The sequence below is a fragment of the Chitinophaga sp. SVR4-12A genome (assembly GCF_056754765.1).
In genome coordinates, this window is the sequence record NZ_JBPGWP010000001.1 from 1,247,906 (window position 1) to 1,266,447 (window position 18,542).

20 protein-coding genes are annotated in these 18,542 nt (G+C 49.7%); 16 read left to right on the forward strand and 4 right to left on the reverse strand.

The genetic code is table 11. The annotated features are described in order from the left end of the window. Positions 1-139: 139 nt before the first annotated feature. The 16 genes from ACR9Y8_RS04960 (at position 140) to ACR9Y8_RS05035 (ending at position 14,027) form a co-directional block, all read left to right on the forward strand. Complete coding sequence (locus tag ACR9Y8_RS04960; protein ID WP_481212129.1) at positions 140-1,159, forward strand: sensor histidine kinase; 1,020 nt, start codon at positions 140-142, stop codon at positions 1,157-1,159. Next, complete coding sequence (locus ACR9Y8_RS04965; RefSeq protein ID WP_481212130.1) at positions 1,156-1,866, forward strand: LytR/AlgR family response regulator transcription factor; 711 nt, start codon at positions 1,156-1,158, stop codon at positions 1,864-1,866. Before ACR9Y8_RS04960 ends, ACR9Y8_RS04965 begins: the two co-directional genes overlap by 4 nt. Positions 1,867-1,957: 91 nt before the next feature. Continuing rightward, positions 1,958-2,425, forward strand: coding sequence for a hypothetical protein (locus ACR9Y8_RS04970; RefSeq protein ID WP_481212131.1), 468 nt, complete (start codon positions 1,958-1,960; stop codon positions 2,423-2,425). Positions 2,426-2,484: 59 nt separating this feature from the next. Further along, positions 2,485-2,835, forward strand: coding sequence for a thiol-disulfide oxidoreductase DCC family protein (locus tag ACR9Y8_RS04975; protein ID WP_481212132.1), 351 nt, complete (start codon positions 2,485-2,487; stop codon positions 2,833-2,835). A gap of 371 nt (positions 2,836-3,206) precedes the next feature. Continuing rightward, entirely contained in the window at positions 3,207-4,469 is a 1,263-nt protein-coding gene (locus ACR9Y8_RS04980; RefSeq protein WP_481212133.1) for a dihydroorotase, read from the forward strand. Between the two features lie 20 nt (positions 4,470-4,489). Then, entirely contained in the window at positions 4,490-4,987 is a 498-nt protein-coding gene (locus ACR9Y8_RS04985; protein WP_481212134.1) for a DUF4199 domain-containing protein, read from the forward strand. A gap of 26 nt (positions 4,988-5,013) precedes the next feature. Continuing rightward, complete coding sequence (locus ACR9Y8_RS04990; RefSeq protein ID WP_481212135.1) at positions 5,014-5,967, forward strand: glycosyltransferase family 2 protein; 954 nt, start codon at positions 5,014-5,016, stop codon at positions 5,965-5,967. Between the two features lie 22 nt (positions 5,968-5,989). Next, positions 5,990-7,129 (forward strand): glycosyltransferase, encoded by a 1,140-nt coding sequence (locus ACR9Y8_RS04995; protein ID WP_481212136.1) that lies wholly within the window; start codon positions 5,990-5,992, stop codon positions 7,127-7,129. Between the two features lie 12 nt (positions 7,130-7,141). Further along, the gene (locus ACR9Y8_RS05000; protein ID WP_481212137.1) at positions 7,142-7,726 is read left to right on the forward strand and encodes a D-sedoheptulose-7-phosphate isomerase; all 585 of its coding nucleotides are present in this window, start codon (positions 7,142-7,144) and stop codon (positions 7,724-7,726) included. Between the two features lie 39 nt (positions 7,727-7,765). Further along, entirely contained in the window at positions 7,766-8,731 is a 966-nt protein-coding gene (locus tag ACR9Y8_RS05005; RefSeq protein WP_481212138.1) for a hypothetical protein, read from the forward strand. A 2-nt stretch (positions 8,732-8,733) separates the two neighbouring features. Then, positions 8,734-9,267 carry a YceI family protein gene (locus ACR9Y8_RS05010; protein ID WP_481212139.1) on the forward strand — a complete coding sequence of 178 codons (534 nt, stop codon included), beginning with the start codon at positions 8,734-8,736 and terminating at the stop codon, positions 9,265-9,267. 4 nt (positions 9,268-9,271) lie between these two features. Next, on the forward strand, positions 9,272-10,135 hold the full coding sequence (locus ACR9Y8_RS05015) for a UbiA family prenyltransferase (protein WP_481212140.1): 864 nt from the start codon (positions 9,272-9,274) through the stop codon (positions 10,133-10,135). Beyond that, positions 10,128-11,228: a type III polyketide synthase gene (locus ACR9Y8_RS05020; protein WP_481212141.1), complete on the forward strand. Its 1,101-nt coding sequence runs from the start codon at positions 10,128-10,130 to the stop codon at positions 11,226-11,228. Before ACR9Y8_RS05015 ends, ACR9Y8_RS05020 begins: the two co-directional genes overlap by 8 nt. Continuing rightward, on the forward strand, positions 11,225-11,929 hold the full coding sequence (locus ACR9Y8_RS05025; protein WP_481212142.1) for a methyltransferase domain-containing protein: 705 nt from the start codon (positions 11,225-11,227) through the stop codon (positions 11,927-11,929). The genes ACR9Y8_RS05020 and ACR9Y8_RS05025 overlap by 4 nt, the downstream gene beginning before the upstream one ends. Beyond that, entirely contained in the window at positions 11,916-13,058 is a 1,143-nt protein-coding gene (locus ACR9Y8_RS05030) for an NAD(P)/FAD-dependent oxidoreductase (protein ID WP_481212143.1), read from the forward strand. Before ACR9Y8_RS05025 ends, ACR9Y8_RS05030 begins: the two co-directional genes overlap by 14 nt. Positions 13,059-13,262: 204 nt before the next feature. Further along, the gene (locus tag ACR9Y8_RS05035) at positions 13,263-14,027 is read left to right on the forward strand and encodes a PKD domain-containing protein (RefSeq protein ID WP_481212144.1); all 765 of its coding nucleotides are present in this window, start codon (positions 13,263-13,265) and stop codon (positions 14,025-14,027) included. A gap of 263 nt (positions 14,028-14,290) precedes the next feature. Here ACR9Y8_RS05035 and ACR9Y8_RS05040 read toward each other — a convergent pair whose 3' ends face one another. From ACR9Y8_RS05040 to ACR9Y8_RS05055, 4 genes are all read right to left on the reverse strand, one after another. Continuing rightward, on the reverse strand, positions 14,291-16,837 hold the full coding sequence (locus tag ACR9Y8_RS05040; RefSeq protein ID WP_481212145.1) for a DNA gyrase/topoisomerase IV subunit A: 2,547 nt from the start codon (positions 16,835-16,837) through the stop codon (positions 14,291-14,293). Between the two features lie 15 nt (positions 16,838-16,852). Next, positions 16,853-17,251 carry a hypothetical protein gene (locus ACR9Y8_RS05045; protein WP_481212146.1) on the reverse strand — a complete coding sequence of 133 codons (399 nt, stop codon included), beginning with the start codon at positions 17,249-17,251 and terminating at the stop codon, positions 16,853-16,855. A gap of 4 nt (positions 17,252-17,255) precedes the next feature. Further along, entirely contained in the window at positions 17,256-18,155 is a 900-nt protein-coding gene (locus tag ACR9Y8_RS05050; protein ID WP_481212147.1) for a DUF1835 domain-containing protein, read from the reverse strand. Positions 18,156-18,304: 149 nt separating this feature from the next. Beyond that, on the reverse strand, positions 18,305-18,454 hold the full coding sequence (locus tag ACR9Y8_RS05055) for a four helix bundle protein (protein ID WP_481212148.1): 150 nt from the start codon (positions 18,452-18,454) through the stop codon (positions 18,305-18,307). Between the last annotated feature and the right edge of the window lie 88 nt (positions 18,455-18,542).

The window sequence follows — 18,542 nt, forward strand, 5'->3', positions numbered from 1 at the left end:
CTCATTTAAAAGCCGCTTCAATGAACAGGTAAAGTTTTTTAATCACCGCACCATTCGCTTCAATACTCCCAATCATTGAGAATATCTGCCTGATGGTTGAAAAAAGATCCCGGCCATGAAATTCTTTGTACTTTTAATTATGAACATTTTAAGCGGGAAAGCAAGTCCCGTACAACTGCAATGGCTCATCTGGGGAGTAGTGTTCCTCATCAACTTTCTTTCATTGCTTCCTATGGACGGAGTGGTGCAGGCAGCCACTTACGCTACCCTTTCCATTGTCTTCTACGCCATTATCATCTACGGCAACCTGAATTTCCTGATACCGGTTTTCTATGAAAAGAACCGTATCGTACTATATGTGATCTGTTCCATCCTTTTTCTTGCACTGGTAGGTATTGTAAGAAGCTACCTTTCGCAGTTCGTCTACAATCGTTTCTTTGCAGAAAAACCAGTGCCCCTTACCATGAAGGCCATTACTTACGGCAGCATTACCGGTATGGTGGCCTACATCCTCAGCTTCGTCTTCCGGCTGGCCCTGGGTTATTTTAAGCTGAAGCAGGAGGCAGACGAGATCATTGCCCAGAAAAGCCAGGCAGAGCTCAACCTGCTGAAATCACAGGTGCAACCGCATTTCCTGTTCAATACACTCAACAACATCTACTACGAAGCTTACCGCGAATCACCCCGTACCGCTATGTTCATTGAACGGCTTTCGGAGATCATGCGTTATTTTGTGGACGAAAGCCCTAAAGAGGAAGTGGCATTGAACACCGAGATCCAGTTCCTGGAAAACTATATCGCCCTGGAACGGATTCGTATACGCCATGCAGTGGCCATCACCTTCACCAAACAATGCAATGCATCCAGCGGTATTCCGCCCATGCTGTTAATGACCTTTGTGGAGAATATCTTCAAGCATGGTATAGATAAATCCAGCAGCGAAAACGAAGTGGTGATATCCCTGCTGCAGCAGGATGGTTACCTGGAGTTCCGCACACAAAACCTGCTGCATCCGCCGCAGGCAGCTGCCCCGGAGCGCGGCTCCGGTTTGCAGAACCTGCAGCAACGGCTCTCATTGCTGTTCGGCGCTAACTTCGAGCTCCGCACCTGGCCCTCCGGGAAATACTATAACGCTTTTTTAAAAATTCCGATCCAATGAACCTGCGCTGCATCATCGTAGACGACGAGCCCAATGCGGTAAACCTCCTGGAAATGTTCATCCAGCAAAGCACCCAATGGCAGCTGATGGCCAAATGTTACGATGCGCTGGAGGCAATGACATTCCTGAAAACACAGGAAGTGGATTTTATTTTCCTGGACATTAACATGCCCCATCTTAGCGGTATGGAAATGGCCGCCCTGCTTCCTGCAGGAACACATATCGTTTTCACCACAGCCTATTCGGAATATGCAGCCGACAGTTACGGCTTTACCACCCTCGATTACCTGCTGAAGCCCATTACCCTCAAACGCTTTTATGCGGCTGTACAGAAAATAGAATCGCACTTCGCCAGGAAAGACCGCAGTCAGCCCCTCCCCGCGCCAGCCGCAGAAGAATATATCTTCATAAAATCAGGGAAAACATTGCATAAAGTGCTGCTGAAAGATATTCTTTATGTGGAAGGAGAAAAGGAGTATGCAAGACTGGTTACCAGTACCGAGCAATTGCTGATCTATCGCCGTATGAAAGAGATCGAAGAACAACTGAGCAGCCCCTTCATCAGGGTGCATCAGTCTTATATCATCAACATAGCGCGCCTGGACAAGATCCAGGATAACCACATCTTCATTGGCGGCAGGCAGATCCCTGTGAGCGATAAGTTCCGCGACCAGTTCATGGCAGCCGTGCGGCAGCGTACCTTTTAGCCATGCGGAATGTTGATAATTAATTTAGGGTATGCGGCAGATAAATGATTAAACTATTCTCTATATTTACCCGCAATTTTTTCATATCATCATGCGAAAATCCCTTACCACTTGCAGCCTTCTACTTGGATTAGTAGGTTGCCTTCCGGCAGACAGTCAGACAGCAGGAGCACACAAACCGGTTATTGACAGCCTGCAATTCCTTCCTCACAATACACCGTTCTTCTACGAACACGAAAATGATGAATCATTCGCAGTAGACAGCAGTTTACGCAACCGGCTGAACTGGATCGACGGATTGGCAGCAGGATACATCGAAGGTTCTGAAGATCCCTCTATTCAGCAGGCAACGAGCGACAGCACCATGCAATGGACCTGGGACAGGCTACTGCATACTGACACGGCAGCGTTTGTAGTGCTTCGCCTGGGCCATGATGAATTCAACGGCCAGGAAAAAATGTTTGCTACAGACCGCTGGCTGTATGTGGATACCCTTTCCCGCAAAATGTATGAGTATGATGTGCCGAATGATAGTTTGATCAGGTGGAATGGAAGATAGGCGTTGAATTCCCTGAAAATCTTTAACTTTGCGTCCGCAAATCAGATTTTGGGGGCTTTATGCAGGCAGATAATATCATTTTGTTCGATGGAAGCTGTGCTTTTTGCAATGGCTTTATCCGCCGGATACTCAAGGTAGACAGGGTGCGTTTCCGCCTCTGCGACCAGCAAAGCAGACAATTTAAGGTAATCGCGCAGGAACACCGCCTGCCCGTCTCTACAGGGAAGAAAGCAGGTACTATTTACCTGATACAGGGTGGCAAAGCCTATAGCCGGGCCAGGGCCGTTGCCCGCATCCTGCGCGGCTGCCACCGTCGTTATCGCATTATGGGCCGGATCATGGAGCTGGTGCCTCCCTTCCTCTCCAATTTAATATATAACCGGATCGCCAAACGCCATAAGACTGAGTAAACCTACCCGCTACATACCCTCCACATACCCTTGTCAAAACCTGGTACTATTTAAACCCGCTTCAAGTCCGCCTCAGGTCCACCTCATATCCAGCTCAACACCAGTTCTACATAGGTTCTCCTGGCCGTTTACACGCCGCATGCTCCTGGTGTTAATTTAGTATCAGCTTAGTCAGTGCTTAGAGAGTGCTTAGTCAGCGCCTGGTGAGCGCTTAGTAAGTACTTTGTAAGCCCCTGATCCCTCCCCGCTCCCCTCACCTTTTCCCCCATAACTGACAACTGACAACTTACGACTGACGACTTTTTATATTACTTTTGCCCCCGGACTTTTGACCAAGCATTATTCTTACAGACAGGTTTTATTTGTACAGCATGCACATACTACTTAAAAACGTCAAGATTGTCGCACCTACGTCCGGTTTCCACGGACAACAGCAGGATATCCTGATAGAGAACGGGATGATCCGCCAGATAGCCCCCGCTATCCAGGCAGACAATGCCAAAATAGTGACTGGCGGCAACCTGCACGTTTCCATTGGATGGATGGATATTTTTGCCCATTTCTGCGACCCGGGGCAGGAATATAAGGAAGACCTGCAAAGCGGTGCCCTTGCCGCGGCAAAAGGCGGTTTTACCACCGTCATGATCGTGCCCAATACCCAACCGGCCCTTCATACCAAACCGCAGATAACCTATGTGCTCAGCCAGACCGCCCACAGCCCTGTACAGGTACTGCCCATTGGCGCAGCCACCAAGAACCTGGAGGGCGCCTCCCTGTCTGAAATGTATGAAATGCACGAAACCGGGGCCGTCGCCTTTTCGGACGGCTTTAAGCCCATCCAGTCGCCCGGCCTCCTCCTCAAAGCCCTGCAATATGTGAAAGCCTTTGACGGCACCATAATACAAGTACCTGACGATCAGAGCATTTCAGCACATGGTCTCATGCACGAAGGCATCTTTTCCACCCGCCTGGGTATGCCCGGCAAACCGGCCATCGCAGAAGAGCTGATCATCCAGCGGGATATCGAACTGGCTGAATATACGGGCTCCCGTCTCCACTTTACAGGCGTCAGCACGGCCAGGTCTATAGAACTGATCTCCAGGGCGAAGGCGCGGGGCATCCATGTTACCTGCTCCGTAACGCCATACCACCTTTCGCTTACAGACGGCCACCTGCTGCATTACAATACCAACCTGAAAGTGAACCCGCCCCTGCGTACTGCGGAGGATGTGGCGGCCCTGCAGCAAGCGGTGCTCGATGGCGTAGTAGATGGTATCGCTACCCACCACCAGCCGCAGGACTGGGACGCCAAACAGCTGGAGTTCGAGTACGCCAAAAACGGCATGATCGGACTCGAAACCTGCTTTGGGGTGCTGCGTAGACATATTCCCCAGCTGCCGCTGGAGCAGCTGATCACGCTGCTGGCCATCCAGCCACGCCGGATCTTTAACCTCCCCGTACCTGAAATAAAGGAAGGCGCTGTAGCCAACCTCACCATTTTTGACCCAGACGCTGACTATACATTTACACAAGCGGATATTGCTTCCCGGTCTAAAAATTCAGCGTATATTGGCGAGCAGTTGAAAGGCCAGGTGAAGGGAATTATCAGTAATAACCAGGTTCTGTTTTCTTAATCCTTATAAACCTTACGCTCATGAACTCTAAAACCCATATTCAGTATGGCCTGATAATCAGTGCAATTGTAATACTGTTTTCTACACTATTCTATATACTTCATATCAATACCCAGAAATGGACACAATGGGTAGGGATACTGATCATGTTCGTGGGCGTTATCATTTCCTGCATTCAATTTGCGAAAGCGAATGACGGCAATGTAACTTTTGGCAATGTTTTTGGCAATGGGTTCAAAACCACCGCCATTGTAGCGCTGGTGACAATAGCATTCTCTGTGCTGTTTGTGCTCATTTTCCCCGATATCAAGGAACAAGCCCTTGAACAGGTGCGCCGCGATATGGAAAAACAGGGCCAGGCAGACGATGTGATCGACAAAGCAGTGGCCATGACCGATAAGATGTTCATCGTGTTCATGCTGGCGGGCGGGATCTTCGGCACCCTGTTCTTTGGTGTTATCGCCTCCCTGATAGGGGCCGCCGTAGCCAAAAAGAATCCGAATGCAAGGGCGATCTAAAGTAACGTTACAAGACTAATTGACAGATGAGCATAGACATATCCGTTATCGTTCCACTGATGAACGAAGAAGAATCTTTACCTGAACTGGCTGCCTGGATCGATCGGGTGATGCAGGCGAATAACTTTTCATACGAGATATGGATGGTAGACGACGGCAGCACCGACAATTCCTGGCAGGTGATCCGTCAGCTCACTGAAGAGAATAAGCACATCAAAGCGATCCGCTTCCGCCGCAACTACGGCAAATCCGCCGCCCTCAATGAAGGCTTCAGGGCCGCACAGGGCAGCGTGATCATCACCATGGATGCCGATCTGCAGGATAGCCCCGACGAGATTCCGGAGCTGTACCGCATGATCAAAGAAGACGGCTATGACCTCGTCAGCGGCTGGAAAAAGAAGCGCTACGATAACGCTATCACCAAGAACCTGCCCAGTAAATTATATAACTACACTACTACCAAAATGAGCGGCGTTAAGCTGCACGATATGAACTGCGGCCTGAAATCCTACCGCAAAAAAGTAGTGAAGTCTATCGAAGTATATGGCGAAATGCACCGCTATATTCCCGTGATCGCCAAATGGGCAGGCTTCCGTAATATCGGTGAGAAACCGGTGGAGCACCGCGCCCGTAAATACGGCGTATCTAAATTCGGGCTGGAACGTTTTGTGAACGGCTTTCTTGACCTGGCTTCCATCATGTTCATCGGCAAATTCGGTAAGCGGCCCATGCACCTCTTCGGCGCATTGGGAACGGTGTTCTTTATACTGGGCTTCGGCATCGCATTCTACCTCGCCTACGCCAAAATATTCTTTGATAAGTATAACATGACAGACAGGCCTATCTTTTACTTCGCCATGCTGTGCATGATCATCGGCTCGCAGCTTTTCCTCACCGGTTTCATTGGCGAACTCGTGGCCCGCAGCGCACCGGAACGCAATAATTACCTGGTAGAAGAACGGATAACGCAGAACGCTTAATGCAAAACGTTCAGCTAAAAAGATGACATCACCTAAAAAGAAAATACTCATCCTGGGAACTGCCCATCCTTACCGCGGCGGACTGGCAGCCTTTAATGAACGGCTGGCGCAGGAGCTGCAGCTGACGGATGACGTGGAGATATGGACCTTCACCGTGCAGTATCCCAACTTCATATTTCCAGGTAAAACGCAATACGCTACAGAGCCGCCGCCTGCTAATCTGCGGATCCGCCGTCTTGTCAATTCCATCAACCCGCTGAACTGGTGGATCACCGGCCGTAAATTACGCCGCCTTGCGCCAGACCTCGTCATGGTGCGGTACTGGCTGCCCTTTATGGGGCCTTGCCTGGGTACCATTCTCCGCCTGGGAAAGAAAGGCAGCCGTCCCAAAATAGTGGCCATGCTGGATAACGTAGTGCCGCATGAAAAAAGACCGGGCAACGTACCCTTTACCCGCTACTTCCTCAAGCCAGTGGATGCATTCATCGCCATGAGCCAGTCCGTATTGAACGACCTGCGCCGCTTTGAGCCGCTGAAACCTGCGCAGCTCATCCCCCATCCTATCTACGACAACTACGGGCCTATTCTGCCCAAAGCCGTAGCCAGGGAACATCTTAAGCTTGACAATAACAAACGCTATATACTCTTCTTCGGCTTTATCCGCCAGTACAAAGGCCTGGACCTGCTGCTACAGGCCATGGGCGATGAACGCCTGCGACAGCTCGATGTGCATCTCATCGTGGCAGGAGAATTCTACGAAGATGCAGCGCCATATCACCAGCTGATAGAACAGTTTCACCTGGGCGAGCGGGTACTGCTGCATTCTGAATTCATTCCCAATGAAGCGGTCAAAGATTATTTCTGTGCAGCCGACCTGGTGGTACAGCCCTATAAAAGCGCCACCCAGAGCGGTATTTCACAGATCGCTTACCACTTCGAAAAACCGATGGTGGTTACCAATGTAGGCGGCCTCGCAGAAACAATACCGGATAATAAAGTAGGCTTCATCTGTGAACCGGAACCGGGAGCAATAGCAACAGTCGTGGAAAAATATTACCGGGATCAGCGGGAGGCGGATATGACCGCTGCCCTCCGTATAGAGAAGCAAAAGTATTCCTGGCAAAGGTTGGCAGCAGAATTGCATAGGTTAGCCGAGAGCTAAACCGCTGCCCTTATGAGCCTGATAGACAAGATAACGGAAACCATTCAACAGAGCATCGAAGTAAAGAAAGCTATCCTCCGGGATACCGACCTGTTGAACACCATACAACAGGTGGCCGATGTGATCACGCATTGCCTGGAACAGCACGGTAAAGTGCTTTTCTGTGGCAACGGCGGCAGCGCGGCAGATGCGCAACACCTGGCCGCTGAGTTCTCCGGCAGGTTCTATAAAGACCGTGATCCGCTGTATGCAGAAGCATTACATTGCAACAGCTCTTACCTCACCGCAGTGGGTAATGATTACGGATATGACCAGGTATACGCCCGCATACTGCGCGGCATTGGTCAGGATGGCGATGTGCTGGTAGGCATCTCTACATCCGGCAACTCCGTAAATATCCTGGAAGCTATGAAGGTGGCCAGGGAAAAAAGAATGACAGTAATCAGCATGACCGGCGACACCGGCGGCAAAATGAAAGAAAATAGTGATTATCTCATCAACATACCATCCACTGATACGCCACGTATCCAGGAATCGCACATCACCGTGGGCCACATCATCTGCGAGATCGTGGAAAACAACCTCTTTGGGGACTGAACACAATAAATACATTAAAATATTCGTAATAGGTAGGATATGAAGAAAGTAATATACCTGCTGTTATGGTCCTTTACCTGTGTAACTACCTTACAGGCACAGCGCCTGAGCGCAGCTGACAGCGCGGTGATGCTCAAACAGCTGGACACCCTTCGCCTCCTGGCCGATACTATTCTGAACGGAAGGACGGAAGACGTAAGACTGCCCGCCAGCGATCGCTTTATCCCGGTACTGGTACGTACGCTCAAAGCAAAATACTCATTTGATTTTCCTTTTGATTCACTGCGCAGCATCAGCGTGCAATACCCGCAGGACAGCACTTTCCGGATCTTTACATGGGGACTGGAGAATGAAAGCGGGTTTTACCGCCACTTCGGCGCCATACAAATGAACACAAAGAACGGGGAGCTGAAACTCTTTCCGCTCTTCGATAATTCTGATTACACCGCTAATACCGATACCGTTACAGACAACCGCGGCTGGTACGGATGTCTCTATTACAAGATCCAGCAGCTGCACTACTTCAATACCGAATACTACACGCTGTTTGGCTACGATGCCAACAACATGCGCAGCACCAAAAAGCTGCTGGATATGCTGACCTTTAAAAATGGCAGACCTGTTTTTGGCGGCCCTTACTTCAGCTTCGCAGAAGATACCGTGCCCAAGCCTGTGCGCAAGCGCTTCATACTGGAATACAACAAGAACGCCACGATCAGCCTCAGTTACAATGCCGAAATGGATATGATCGTATACGATCACCTGATCTCGGCAACCAATGAGCCCGGAAAACCGTATACGTATGTGCCCGATCTGGACTATGAAGGTTTTAAATGGAAAGGCGGCAAATGGGTACATGTAGAGAAAGTATTCCATGACGCCCTTAAACTGGGAAAATTCCCGGTGCAGCAACCACAGGATCAAAGTAAAAAGAACCTGATGCGCCCGCAAACCGCCGAAGAGATGGAAGCAGAAAAGGCAACGAAGAAACGTAAAAACAAGTAACAATGAAAAGGGCTATCGTTACGCTTACCGCGGTGCTGTGCTTCATGGCGTCCGCTTTCACGCTGATCCATGCAGACAGCTGGAAGATCACAGACAGCTATTCCATTAAATTTGACGGCAAAGGCGCCTCCGGTACATTCAGGGGCTTAAAGGGAGACATTGTGTTCGATGAGCATGATCTTCCCAACTCCCGTTTTAACGTTTCCATTGATGTAAATACGATCAATACCGGTATTGGTCTGAAGAATAAACACGCCAAAAGCGAGAAATACTTTGATGCGGAAAAGTATCCGCAGATCCGGTTCACTTCCAAAAGCATCAAACAGGCAGACAAAGCTTATGTTGCCACAGGCACCATGGAGATCCACGGCGTTAAAAAGGAAATATCCTTACCTTTCAAATACAGTAAAACCGGAACGGGCGCCTTATTCACCTCCAGTTTTGAGATCAACCGGCTCGATTATAAGGTCGGAAGCTCACACTGGCTGCTCGGCAGTACTTTCACTGTAGAGCTGTCGGTACCCGTCACAAAATAACTGCATGCTACAAGCTTCCACTATACAGCTGCTCCGCTTTCCTTTCTCTTATTTCCTGATGCCGGTGTATTGGTTTGCGATGAGCTTTGTACCGGATATTAATTGGATGCTGGCGATCCTTATCTTTGTATTGCTGCACCTGCTGCTTTACCCGGCCAGCAATGGTTATAACAGCTATATGGACAGGGATGAAAGCAGCATCGGCGGCCTTGAAAAACCGATGCAACCTACACGACAGCTATTTTATGTAACGCTGCTGATGGATCTGGCAGCTTTTCTGCTGGCATTCCTGGTGTCGCCCGGCTTTGCCCTGGCGCTGGGCTGCTACATACTCTGTTCCCGCGCCTACAGCAACCGCCGTATCCGGCTCAAACGCTTTCCCGTTACCGGCTATCTCACCGTCATCCTGAACCAGGGTACCCTGGTGTTTTGCATGGTTTACTACGGCGCTGTCAGCGGCGCCACCCTGCCCATACCCTGGCTCCCCGCACTGGCGGCCGCTTTCCTGATAGGTGGTTTTTACCCCGTTACACAGGTATACCAGCACGAAGCCGACGCAAAAGACGGGGTTACCACCCTCAGCATGCGGCTGGGGAAAAGGGGCACCTTTATTTTCTGCGCCGCCATGTACGCCGTAGCCTTTGGCCTGTTGTTTGTTTATTATAAGCAGAGGCAACAATTAGCGGATTTTATGCTCTTACAGCTCTTTTTTATACCCGTTATATACTTTTTTATACGATGGGTACTGCAGGTATGGAGAGAACCGTCGGCAGCAGATTTTAAACACACAATGCGGATGAATATCATAGCCGGTACATGTACGAACCTGGCTTTCATTATATTACTAATCAAACATCAACTTGGCTGAGATCATTTCAATAGGAACGGCGGTGCCTGCTTATTGCCACAAGCAGGAGGATATCCTGCATTTTATGCAACAGGCACATCGTCTGGGAGAAACAGACAAACGTAAACTGGCTTTCCTCTACCATCACAGCGGGATTGAAACCCGCTACTCCGTGCTGTCAGACTTTAGCCTGCCGCACGACCAATGGACATTCCTGGCCTCTATGAACGGCAACGGCGGCGATACCCTCATTTCCATAGACGACCGCCTGGAGGTCTATAAAAGAGAAGCCCTTCCACTGTCGCTGCAAGCCATCGAAAAATGTATTAACGGCATCCTGCCCGCTACCGATATTACCCATCTCATTACCGTGAGCTGCACGGGGATGAGCGCTCCGGGCCTCGACCTGGAGATCATCGAAGCTTTACAGCTCTCACCGGCTATTTTCCGTACCTCTGTCAACTTTATGGGCTGCTACGGGGCCGTGCACGCGCTCAAGCTGGGCAAGATGATCTGCGATACCGATCCCCAGGCAAAAGTGATGATCGTATCCACCGAACTCTGCACCCTGCATTTCCAGCAACAATATACACCCGATAACGCCGCCGCCTCCCTCCTCTTCTCAGATGGCAGCGCGGCAGTGCTCATGGGCAACGTTCAGAGCGATCAACCCGTACTAAGTGTAGACAATTTCTGTTCAAATATCACTTTCCGGGGCAAGCAGGAAATGGCCTGGGGCATCAGCAGCAAAGGATTTCTCATGACCCTCAGCGGCTATGTTCCCTACCTGATAGAAGAAGACATCAGCGGATTGGTAGAAGAGGCGCTGAACAAGTGCAATATCCCAAAACAGGAAATTACGCACTGGTGCATTCACCCCGGCGGCCGCAAGATCCTGGATACCATCCAGCAACAGCTGCGGCTCAACGAAAATGCATTGCAATATGCCCGTAACGTGATGCAACGCTACGGTAACATGTCCTCTCCTACCATCCTGTTCGTGTTAAAGGAGATCATGGATGAGCTGCAGCAGGGCGGTGAACCTGCCCGTATCTTTGGAGTGGCCTTCGGTCCCGGACTGACCATGGAAACATTCATCGCTTCTGCAAAATGAACTTTGCGCAACGCTCATATCAACTGGAATTGCTGGACGGAGACAACATTCCTTTCCCCGATATCCAACAGAACCTGCGGGAGCTCGACGTGATCAACCGTTGGCTGGGCGGGCACCGTATGTCTATCCGCGGATTACAGGAGCTGGTGGGCCCCCGCAGGCAGATCCATATCTGTGAGATCGGCTGCGGTGGTGGCGATAACCTCCTGGCCCTGCTGCAATGGTGCCGCCGCCGGGAGATCAGCGTTACTTTCACCGGCATCGATATCAATGCCGCCTGCATACAGTATGCCGCCCAAAGCGCCGCCTTACAGCCGCTTACCCGGTGGATCATCAAGGATTACCGCGAAGTATCGTTCACAGATAAACCGGATATTATTTTTTCCAGCCTGTTCTGTCATCATTTTAAGGAAGATGTGCTGGTCTCCCAGCTGAAATGGATGCAGGAGCACAGCGCGGCTGGCTTCTTCATTAACGACCTGCATCGCCACTGGCTGCCTTATCATGCCATCCGCCTGCTGACAAAAATGTTCTCCCGCTCCTATTTGCTGAAGAATGATGCGCCGCTGAGCGTAAGCAGGGGCTTCCTGAAAGCAGAGTGGGACAACCTGCTGCAACAGGCTGGCATCTCTCCTTACCGGGTAAGCTGGCAGTGGGCTTTCCGTTATTTAATTATCTTTAAGCATCATGATGGTCGATAACAGATACGATATTGCCATTGTAGGAGGCGGACTGGCAGGGCTTAGCCTGGCCATCCAGAGTGCGGAAGCTGGCTATAACGTTGCGCTGTTTGAACGCGAGCAATATCCCTTTCACAAAGTTTGCGGAGAATATATCAGCCTGGAAAGCCGCAGCTTTCTGGAGCGCCTGGGGCTGCCCCTGGATAGCTGGGACCTGCCCGTCATCCGTCAGCTGTATCTTTCAGATGCCAGCGGCAACGCCTACACGGCGCGCCTGCCCCTGGGCGGCTTCGGTGTAAGCCGTTACAGGATAGACAATGCGCTTTATGAGATCGCCCTGCGTAAAGGTGTGCATGTTTTTACCCAAACCAAGGTACAGGATGTGCAATTCCAGAACAACCGTTTCATCCTCAGCGCTGATCCCGGTAAACGGGTGTCTGCCTTTATAGTGGCCGGCGCTTTTGGTAAACGCAGCAACCTGGATGTAAAATGGAAACGTTCCTTTGTACAGCAGCCCCCGGGCAAGCTGAATAACTATGTAGGCATCAAGTACCACATCCGCTATGATCACCCGGAAGATATGATCGCCCTGCATAATTTTGAGGACGGCTACTGCGGTATCTCCCGTATAGAAGATGGTAAGTGCACCGTATGTTACCTGACCACCGCCGCCAGCCTGCAAAAGCACAATAACAGCATCCGCCAGGTTGAAGAAAAGGTGATCTTCCGTAACCCTCACCTGAAAAAGATCTTTAGCGAAGCCACTTTCCTGTACGAACAACCACTGGCCATCTCACAGATCAGCTTTGCCCGTAAAGCTGCTGTAGAAGATCATATCCTGATGGTGGGCGATGCCGCCGGTATGATAACCCCGCTCTGCGGCAATGGTATGAGCATGGCCCTGCATGGCAGCAAACTGGCCTTTGAGCAGATCAATGCCCTGCTGCAACAGTCTATCACCCGCAAGGATATGGAAGACAATTACCGCCGCGCCTGGAGACAGCATTTCAGAACCAGGCTGGCGATGGGCCGCATCCTGCAAAGCTTCCTGGGTAAAGAAAGCCGCGCCAATATACTGGTTGGCCTGATGCGTTATCTCCCCCCGGTGGCCCGGCAGATCATCCGGTCTACCCATGGCAAGCCTTTTTAATGATATTAAAGCGGCCAGTTAAATTATCAGAAAAATATATTTATCTTTACTTTGAGTGCCACGGGCACCAATATACTTTATGGAGTACAATACAAGATATCCCTATTGTGTAAACGTTTGTAACCCGTTCATACTCATATAACACGCCAGCATGTTCTATTAGATTTATAAACGATAATTGTTTCCCATTTTTAAATCCCTATTATGAGATTAGTACAATCAGCCTTACTGGCTTTACTGACCGCAACGGTTCTTTTCACAAGTTGTACAAAAGAAGACGCTCCCGAGCTGAATCCGCCCCAGGCTAACGCCGGTGATCCGCAGATCGTTCAGCTGCCTAAAGATTCCGTAACGCTTACGGGTACTGGTAAAAGCTTTAATGGCGACATCAGGGGTTACCTCTGGAGCCTGATCTCCGGTCCTAACCGCCCGGTGATCGCTACTGAAGGCGCAGCTCAGACAAAGGTATATGGACTGGTACGCGGTACTTACCTCTTCCAGTTCATGGTAACAGACAGTGTAGGCCTTACCGGGGTAGACACCGTTTCTATCAGGGTAACCAACTCGCCGGTTGATACACTCACCCTGCAGCCGTCCAACAACGCCAATGATGTATTCCTTTACTACCTGTCAAACCAGTCTAACCTGATAAACAATGCTGCTGAACTTTCAGGAACAGCATGGACGGTAGATGGCGCCTTTGTGGTGATCAGGAGCTTCCTCAAATTCGATTTGAGCGGTTTACCAGCAGGTGCAAAAGTGCTTTCTGCTAAACTGAGCCTTTACTCCAATCCCAACCCGAACAACGGAGACCTGATCAATGCCAATGCTGGTTCTGATAACTCATTGCAGATAAGCTACCTGTTATCAGACTGGTCACCCGCCAGCCTAACCTGGGACAATCAACCCATGGCCGAAAGCGTTGGACAGGTACTTGTACCCCATACCAATGAGCCCGGCTTGACCTGACTAACATTGATATCACCAATATGATGCCGCTGATGCAGGCGCATAACTATGGCATCCAGATCCGTTTGCAAACTGAAGAAAAGTATAATTCCCGCATTTTCTGCTCCAGCAGGTATCCCGATGCGACTAAGCATCCAAAACTGCAAATTATATACGAGGGCAAATAATGGCTTGGCCATCTTACATAAAAAAACGCCTGATGTGTAAGCATCAGGCGTTTTTATTTCGCGCCAATCAGCTAACAGCCAGGCGCTAACAGCTGTTTAGAATAATTCTCCCTGTACGCCGCCGTCTTCATCTTCCGGGCTGGGATCTTCATCTTCAGACAGCAGCTCCACGCTTACCAGGTCCTCTCCGGCAATACGGGTACCTACTGTTCTCCATCCCGTTACTTCCACAAATTCGTTCAGGTTCACTTCCTCTTCATCAGGGTTGCGCTTCTTACCGGTTCTCAGCAACACTACCGGGTCTGAATGGGTAGTGGCCAGCTCCAGGTAATTGTTGGGGCCCTCTTTAATGAAGACGAATTTATTGTTCAGTGTCTGCGTTTCAATCTTGAAGCGCTTTACATTGAACTGCTTCTTATCTGCATCGTAGTAAATAGCAGTGACAATCTTCTCCGGGTTGAATTTCTCTATGTAGATCACGTCATCCGGTTCATAACGATTGGTGAGCTCATAGTTGGTGAGCTCATAGCTGCCGTTCTTGAATACTACAAAGATCTTGTCCTCTCCTTCAAAGCTGCCGATGTATACACCGCGTTCTTCCGTGTTCAGCCTGCCTACTTTGTCATCGTACCAGATCTTCTGACCAGCCAGGGTACTGGCGCCCGCTTCCTTGAACTTCACGCTGCGGATGGGATACTTGGTCACCTGGTTACCTTGAGAATTACGCCCTTTAATAGCGATGGTCTCAAAGTACATATCAAACTCCTTGTTTCGCGCCGCACAATTTGGGCTCAGCTTGATGGTCACCACTTCCGCTTCGCCGTTGGGATTGGCGGTAAAGTAATGCACCTTGGAATTCTTTTCGCCTTTCACTGTAAGGTCGTATTCCTTATCACGGGTAATACCGGTTACGTTGAAGCGCTTGGCATAGCTGATGCCTGTCTTGCCATCCACATAGATCATATTATAAGTGGTGCGCTCATCATTCTTCCTGAAGATGTCCACATGGATGATATCCTTGCCTACAAAGGTTTTGTCGGCCACTTTGGTCACCAGCATCTTACCGTCTTTACGGAATACGATGATGTTATCCAGGTCGGAACAATCTGCTATAAACTCATCTTTCTTCAGGGAGGTGCCGATAAAGCCATCTGCACGGTTCACATAGATCTTGGTATTGGCGATGGCCACCTGCTGCACCTGGATGGTGTCGAAGGTCTTGATCTCTGTCACCCTTTCCCTTCCCTTGCCATACTTTTTCAGCAGGTTCTCATAGTAGCTTACGGCAAAGTCTACCAGGTGGTCCAGGTCATACTTTACCTGTTTGATATCTGCTTCAATACCTTTGATCTGTTCATTCAGCTCATTGATGTCCAGGCGGTAGATGCGGCGTACAGGCTTTTCAGTGAGCTTTACAATATCTTCGCGGGTAATAGCCCTTTTCAGCTGTTTCTTATAGGGATTAAATCCTTTATCGATCGCCTGCAGCACGGTTTCCCAGTCCTTATGCTTCTGCTCAAGTTCCTTATAGATCTGTTTTTCAAAGAAGATCCTTTCAAGGGAGGTATAGTGCCATTTATCTTCCAGTTCTGCCAGCTTCAGTTCCAGCTCTTTCTTCAGCAGTTCCCTGGTGAAGTCTGCAGAGTATTTCAGCAGCTCTGATACAGTAAGGAACTGCGGTCTGTCGTCTACGATCACACAGGCATTGGGAGAGATAGATACTTCACAGTCAGTGAAAGCGTACAATGCGTCGATGGTGATATCCGGGGAAATGCCCGGCGCCAGCTGCACTTCTATTTCCACGTCTTTGGCGGTATTGTCCACCACTTTCTTCACCTTGATCTTACCATTGTCGTTGGCCTTTACGATAGACTCCATCAGCTGTGTGGTGGTCACACCGTAGGGCACGTCTTTGATGAGCAGTGTCTTTTTATCTTTCTCTTCAATATGTGCGCGCACGCGTACCTTACCACCGCGTTTACCATCGTTATAGGCTGCAACATCTATCATGCCGCGGGTGCTGAAATCCGGGAATAGTTCAAACTTGCGCCCGCGCAGGTATTTGATGGAAGCTTCGATCAGCTCGCAGAAGTTGTGAGGCAATATTTTGGTAGACAGGCCTACAGCAATACCCTCGGCGCCCTGTGCCAGGAGCAGCGGGAACTTCATGGGCAGTGTGAGCGGCTCATTCTTTCTGCCGTCATAGCTCAGCTGCCAGGTAGTGGTCTTTGGGTTGAAGGCAATATCCAGTGCAAACTTGGATAAACGCGCCTCAATATACCTGGCGGCAGCTGCTTCGTCACCCGTCCTTACATCGCCCCAGTTACCCTGCGTTTCTATCATCAGGTCTTTTTGTCCCAGGTTCACGATGGCGTCGCTGATAGAAGCGTCACCATGCGGGTGATATTGCATGGTTTGTCCTATAATATTGGCCACCTTGTTAAAGCGGCCGTCATCCATTTCTTTCATGGCATGCAAAATGCGCCGCTGAACCGGTTTCAGGCCATCTTCAACAGACGGCACTGCACGTTCCAGGATCACGTAGGACGCGTAATCCAGGAACCAGTTTTCATACATACCACCCACGTGGATGATATTGTGTAATGATTCTTCGTTTTGCAGATTATCTTGAATATCACTCATAGACTTGCATTAATATTAAGCGTTCAGCATTTTTTCAAAATCTTCCCGCCAGATACGTATGGAATCCTGCTGTACATCCTCCAGGGAGTTCAGCTCCAGGAAAGAACAATCAGTGATGGCGATCAGCTGGTGCCATACATTGATAGGCACTTCCACCCTGGCAGGCGCCGTAATCTCGGTAACACGTATCTCCTTTTCTCCCAGCGGGCACCAGTGCAGTGCTGCCTTTCCGCTTGTCAGGTATAAGATCTCCGGGTTCTTGTTATCGCGCTTTCCTTCATGATAATGCTGACCGCTGCTGCTGCCTGCATTACGGAAGCACATAATGAAGTGGCCCGTTCTTGAAGCGTCCCAGATATAACTGGCGCCACGATCATCCTGGCCAATCAGCGCTAATGGTGTTACCGTTATCATAATTTTATTGTCCTTCAGGAGTAGCATCCGGCGTTGCGCTGCCTTCTGCCTGTCCGGGTTGTTTCACTTCGAAATCCTTTACTGTTTTTAGCTCTCCCCTGCTTTCCAGTTTCTCTTCTTTGATCAGCTCTTTCAGCCGCCATCCCAGGAATTGTTCCGGCACCGGGAATTTCATTTTGCCGGTCAGCTGGCTCACTACCTTGGATGCTTTCTGGAATTCTTTGCTGCAGAACTGCAGGAGGTCTTTATCATAATAGGTAACCGGCTCTCCTTTCAGTTTCTTTCCACCTTCCAGCAGCCGGATCCCTGCATTCTCATTCATCAGGCGGTGCCATTCGTCTCCGTCCAGCTCAAACTCTGCAAGGGATACAGGCCTTGCCAGCTTCCTGGCTTTCAGGAACTCCTTGGGCAATATCTGGTGCAGGTGAGTAGGATAAAATACGGCGCCTTTATCATTCAGGAAAGGCAGGTTGTTGAGGTAGATAATGTGTATGCGGCCGGAGAAATCATAGAGCTGGCTCACCAGCCAGTAATATCCGCTCACGTCCCTGGCATTTTGTCCTGCCCAGATCCATACCTGCAGCTCTTCTTCTGTTTTCAGCCGCGCCTTCAGCTGTTTAACCAGTTCAAAGTCTCCGCTCTCTTCTTCTACTGCTACCGGCTCCGTTGCCTGCGCGTTTTCAGCCACCGGCTGGGCTTGCGCCTGCGCCTGTACACCCGCCAGCTGCTGCCACCACTGGCGGCGGTTAGACTGGCCATCTTTGGTATCCAAAATGAATAGCGGCCCGATAGACAGGTCATCATCGAAGCTCAGCAGATCTCCCTTCAGGGTCTCATCCAGGTCAAACGCTGCCGCCAGGGCTGGCGCACTTGATGATCCGAATACGATATGTAACAATTCCATTTAATTAATAATTAAGAATTAAAAATTAATAATTGCGGATAGAGTAATCGGTCAAATTCATGCATACCTTCTGGAAGTATTTAATATTGCTGTCATAATTTTCAACAACTCTTCACAGTCATATAGCATAGAGTGCCCCAGCTTCACATCTACTCTCCTGCCTCAATTAATAATTTCAATCTATATCTTGTTTCTCTTGCCTCCTTATAGGCAATCTGCATTTTTACAATAAATTCTTTTCTCGATACACCACCTATCGCCTCTTCAATATTTGCCCCTATGCCTGTCCCACAGCCCAATATTGATTCAATAACGGCAACAAATTTGGCCCCTTATACATATACCTATAAAACTTCACTACCCTCACTCCAAACCTGAATGCCTTCT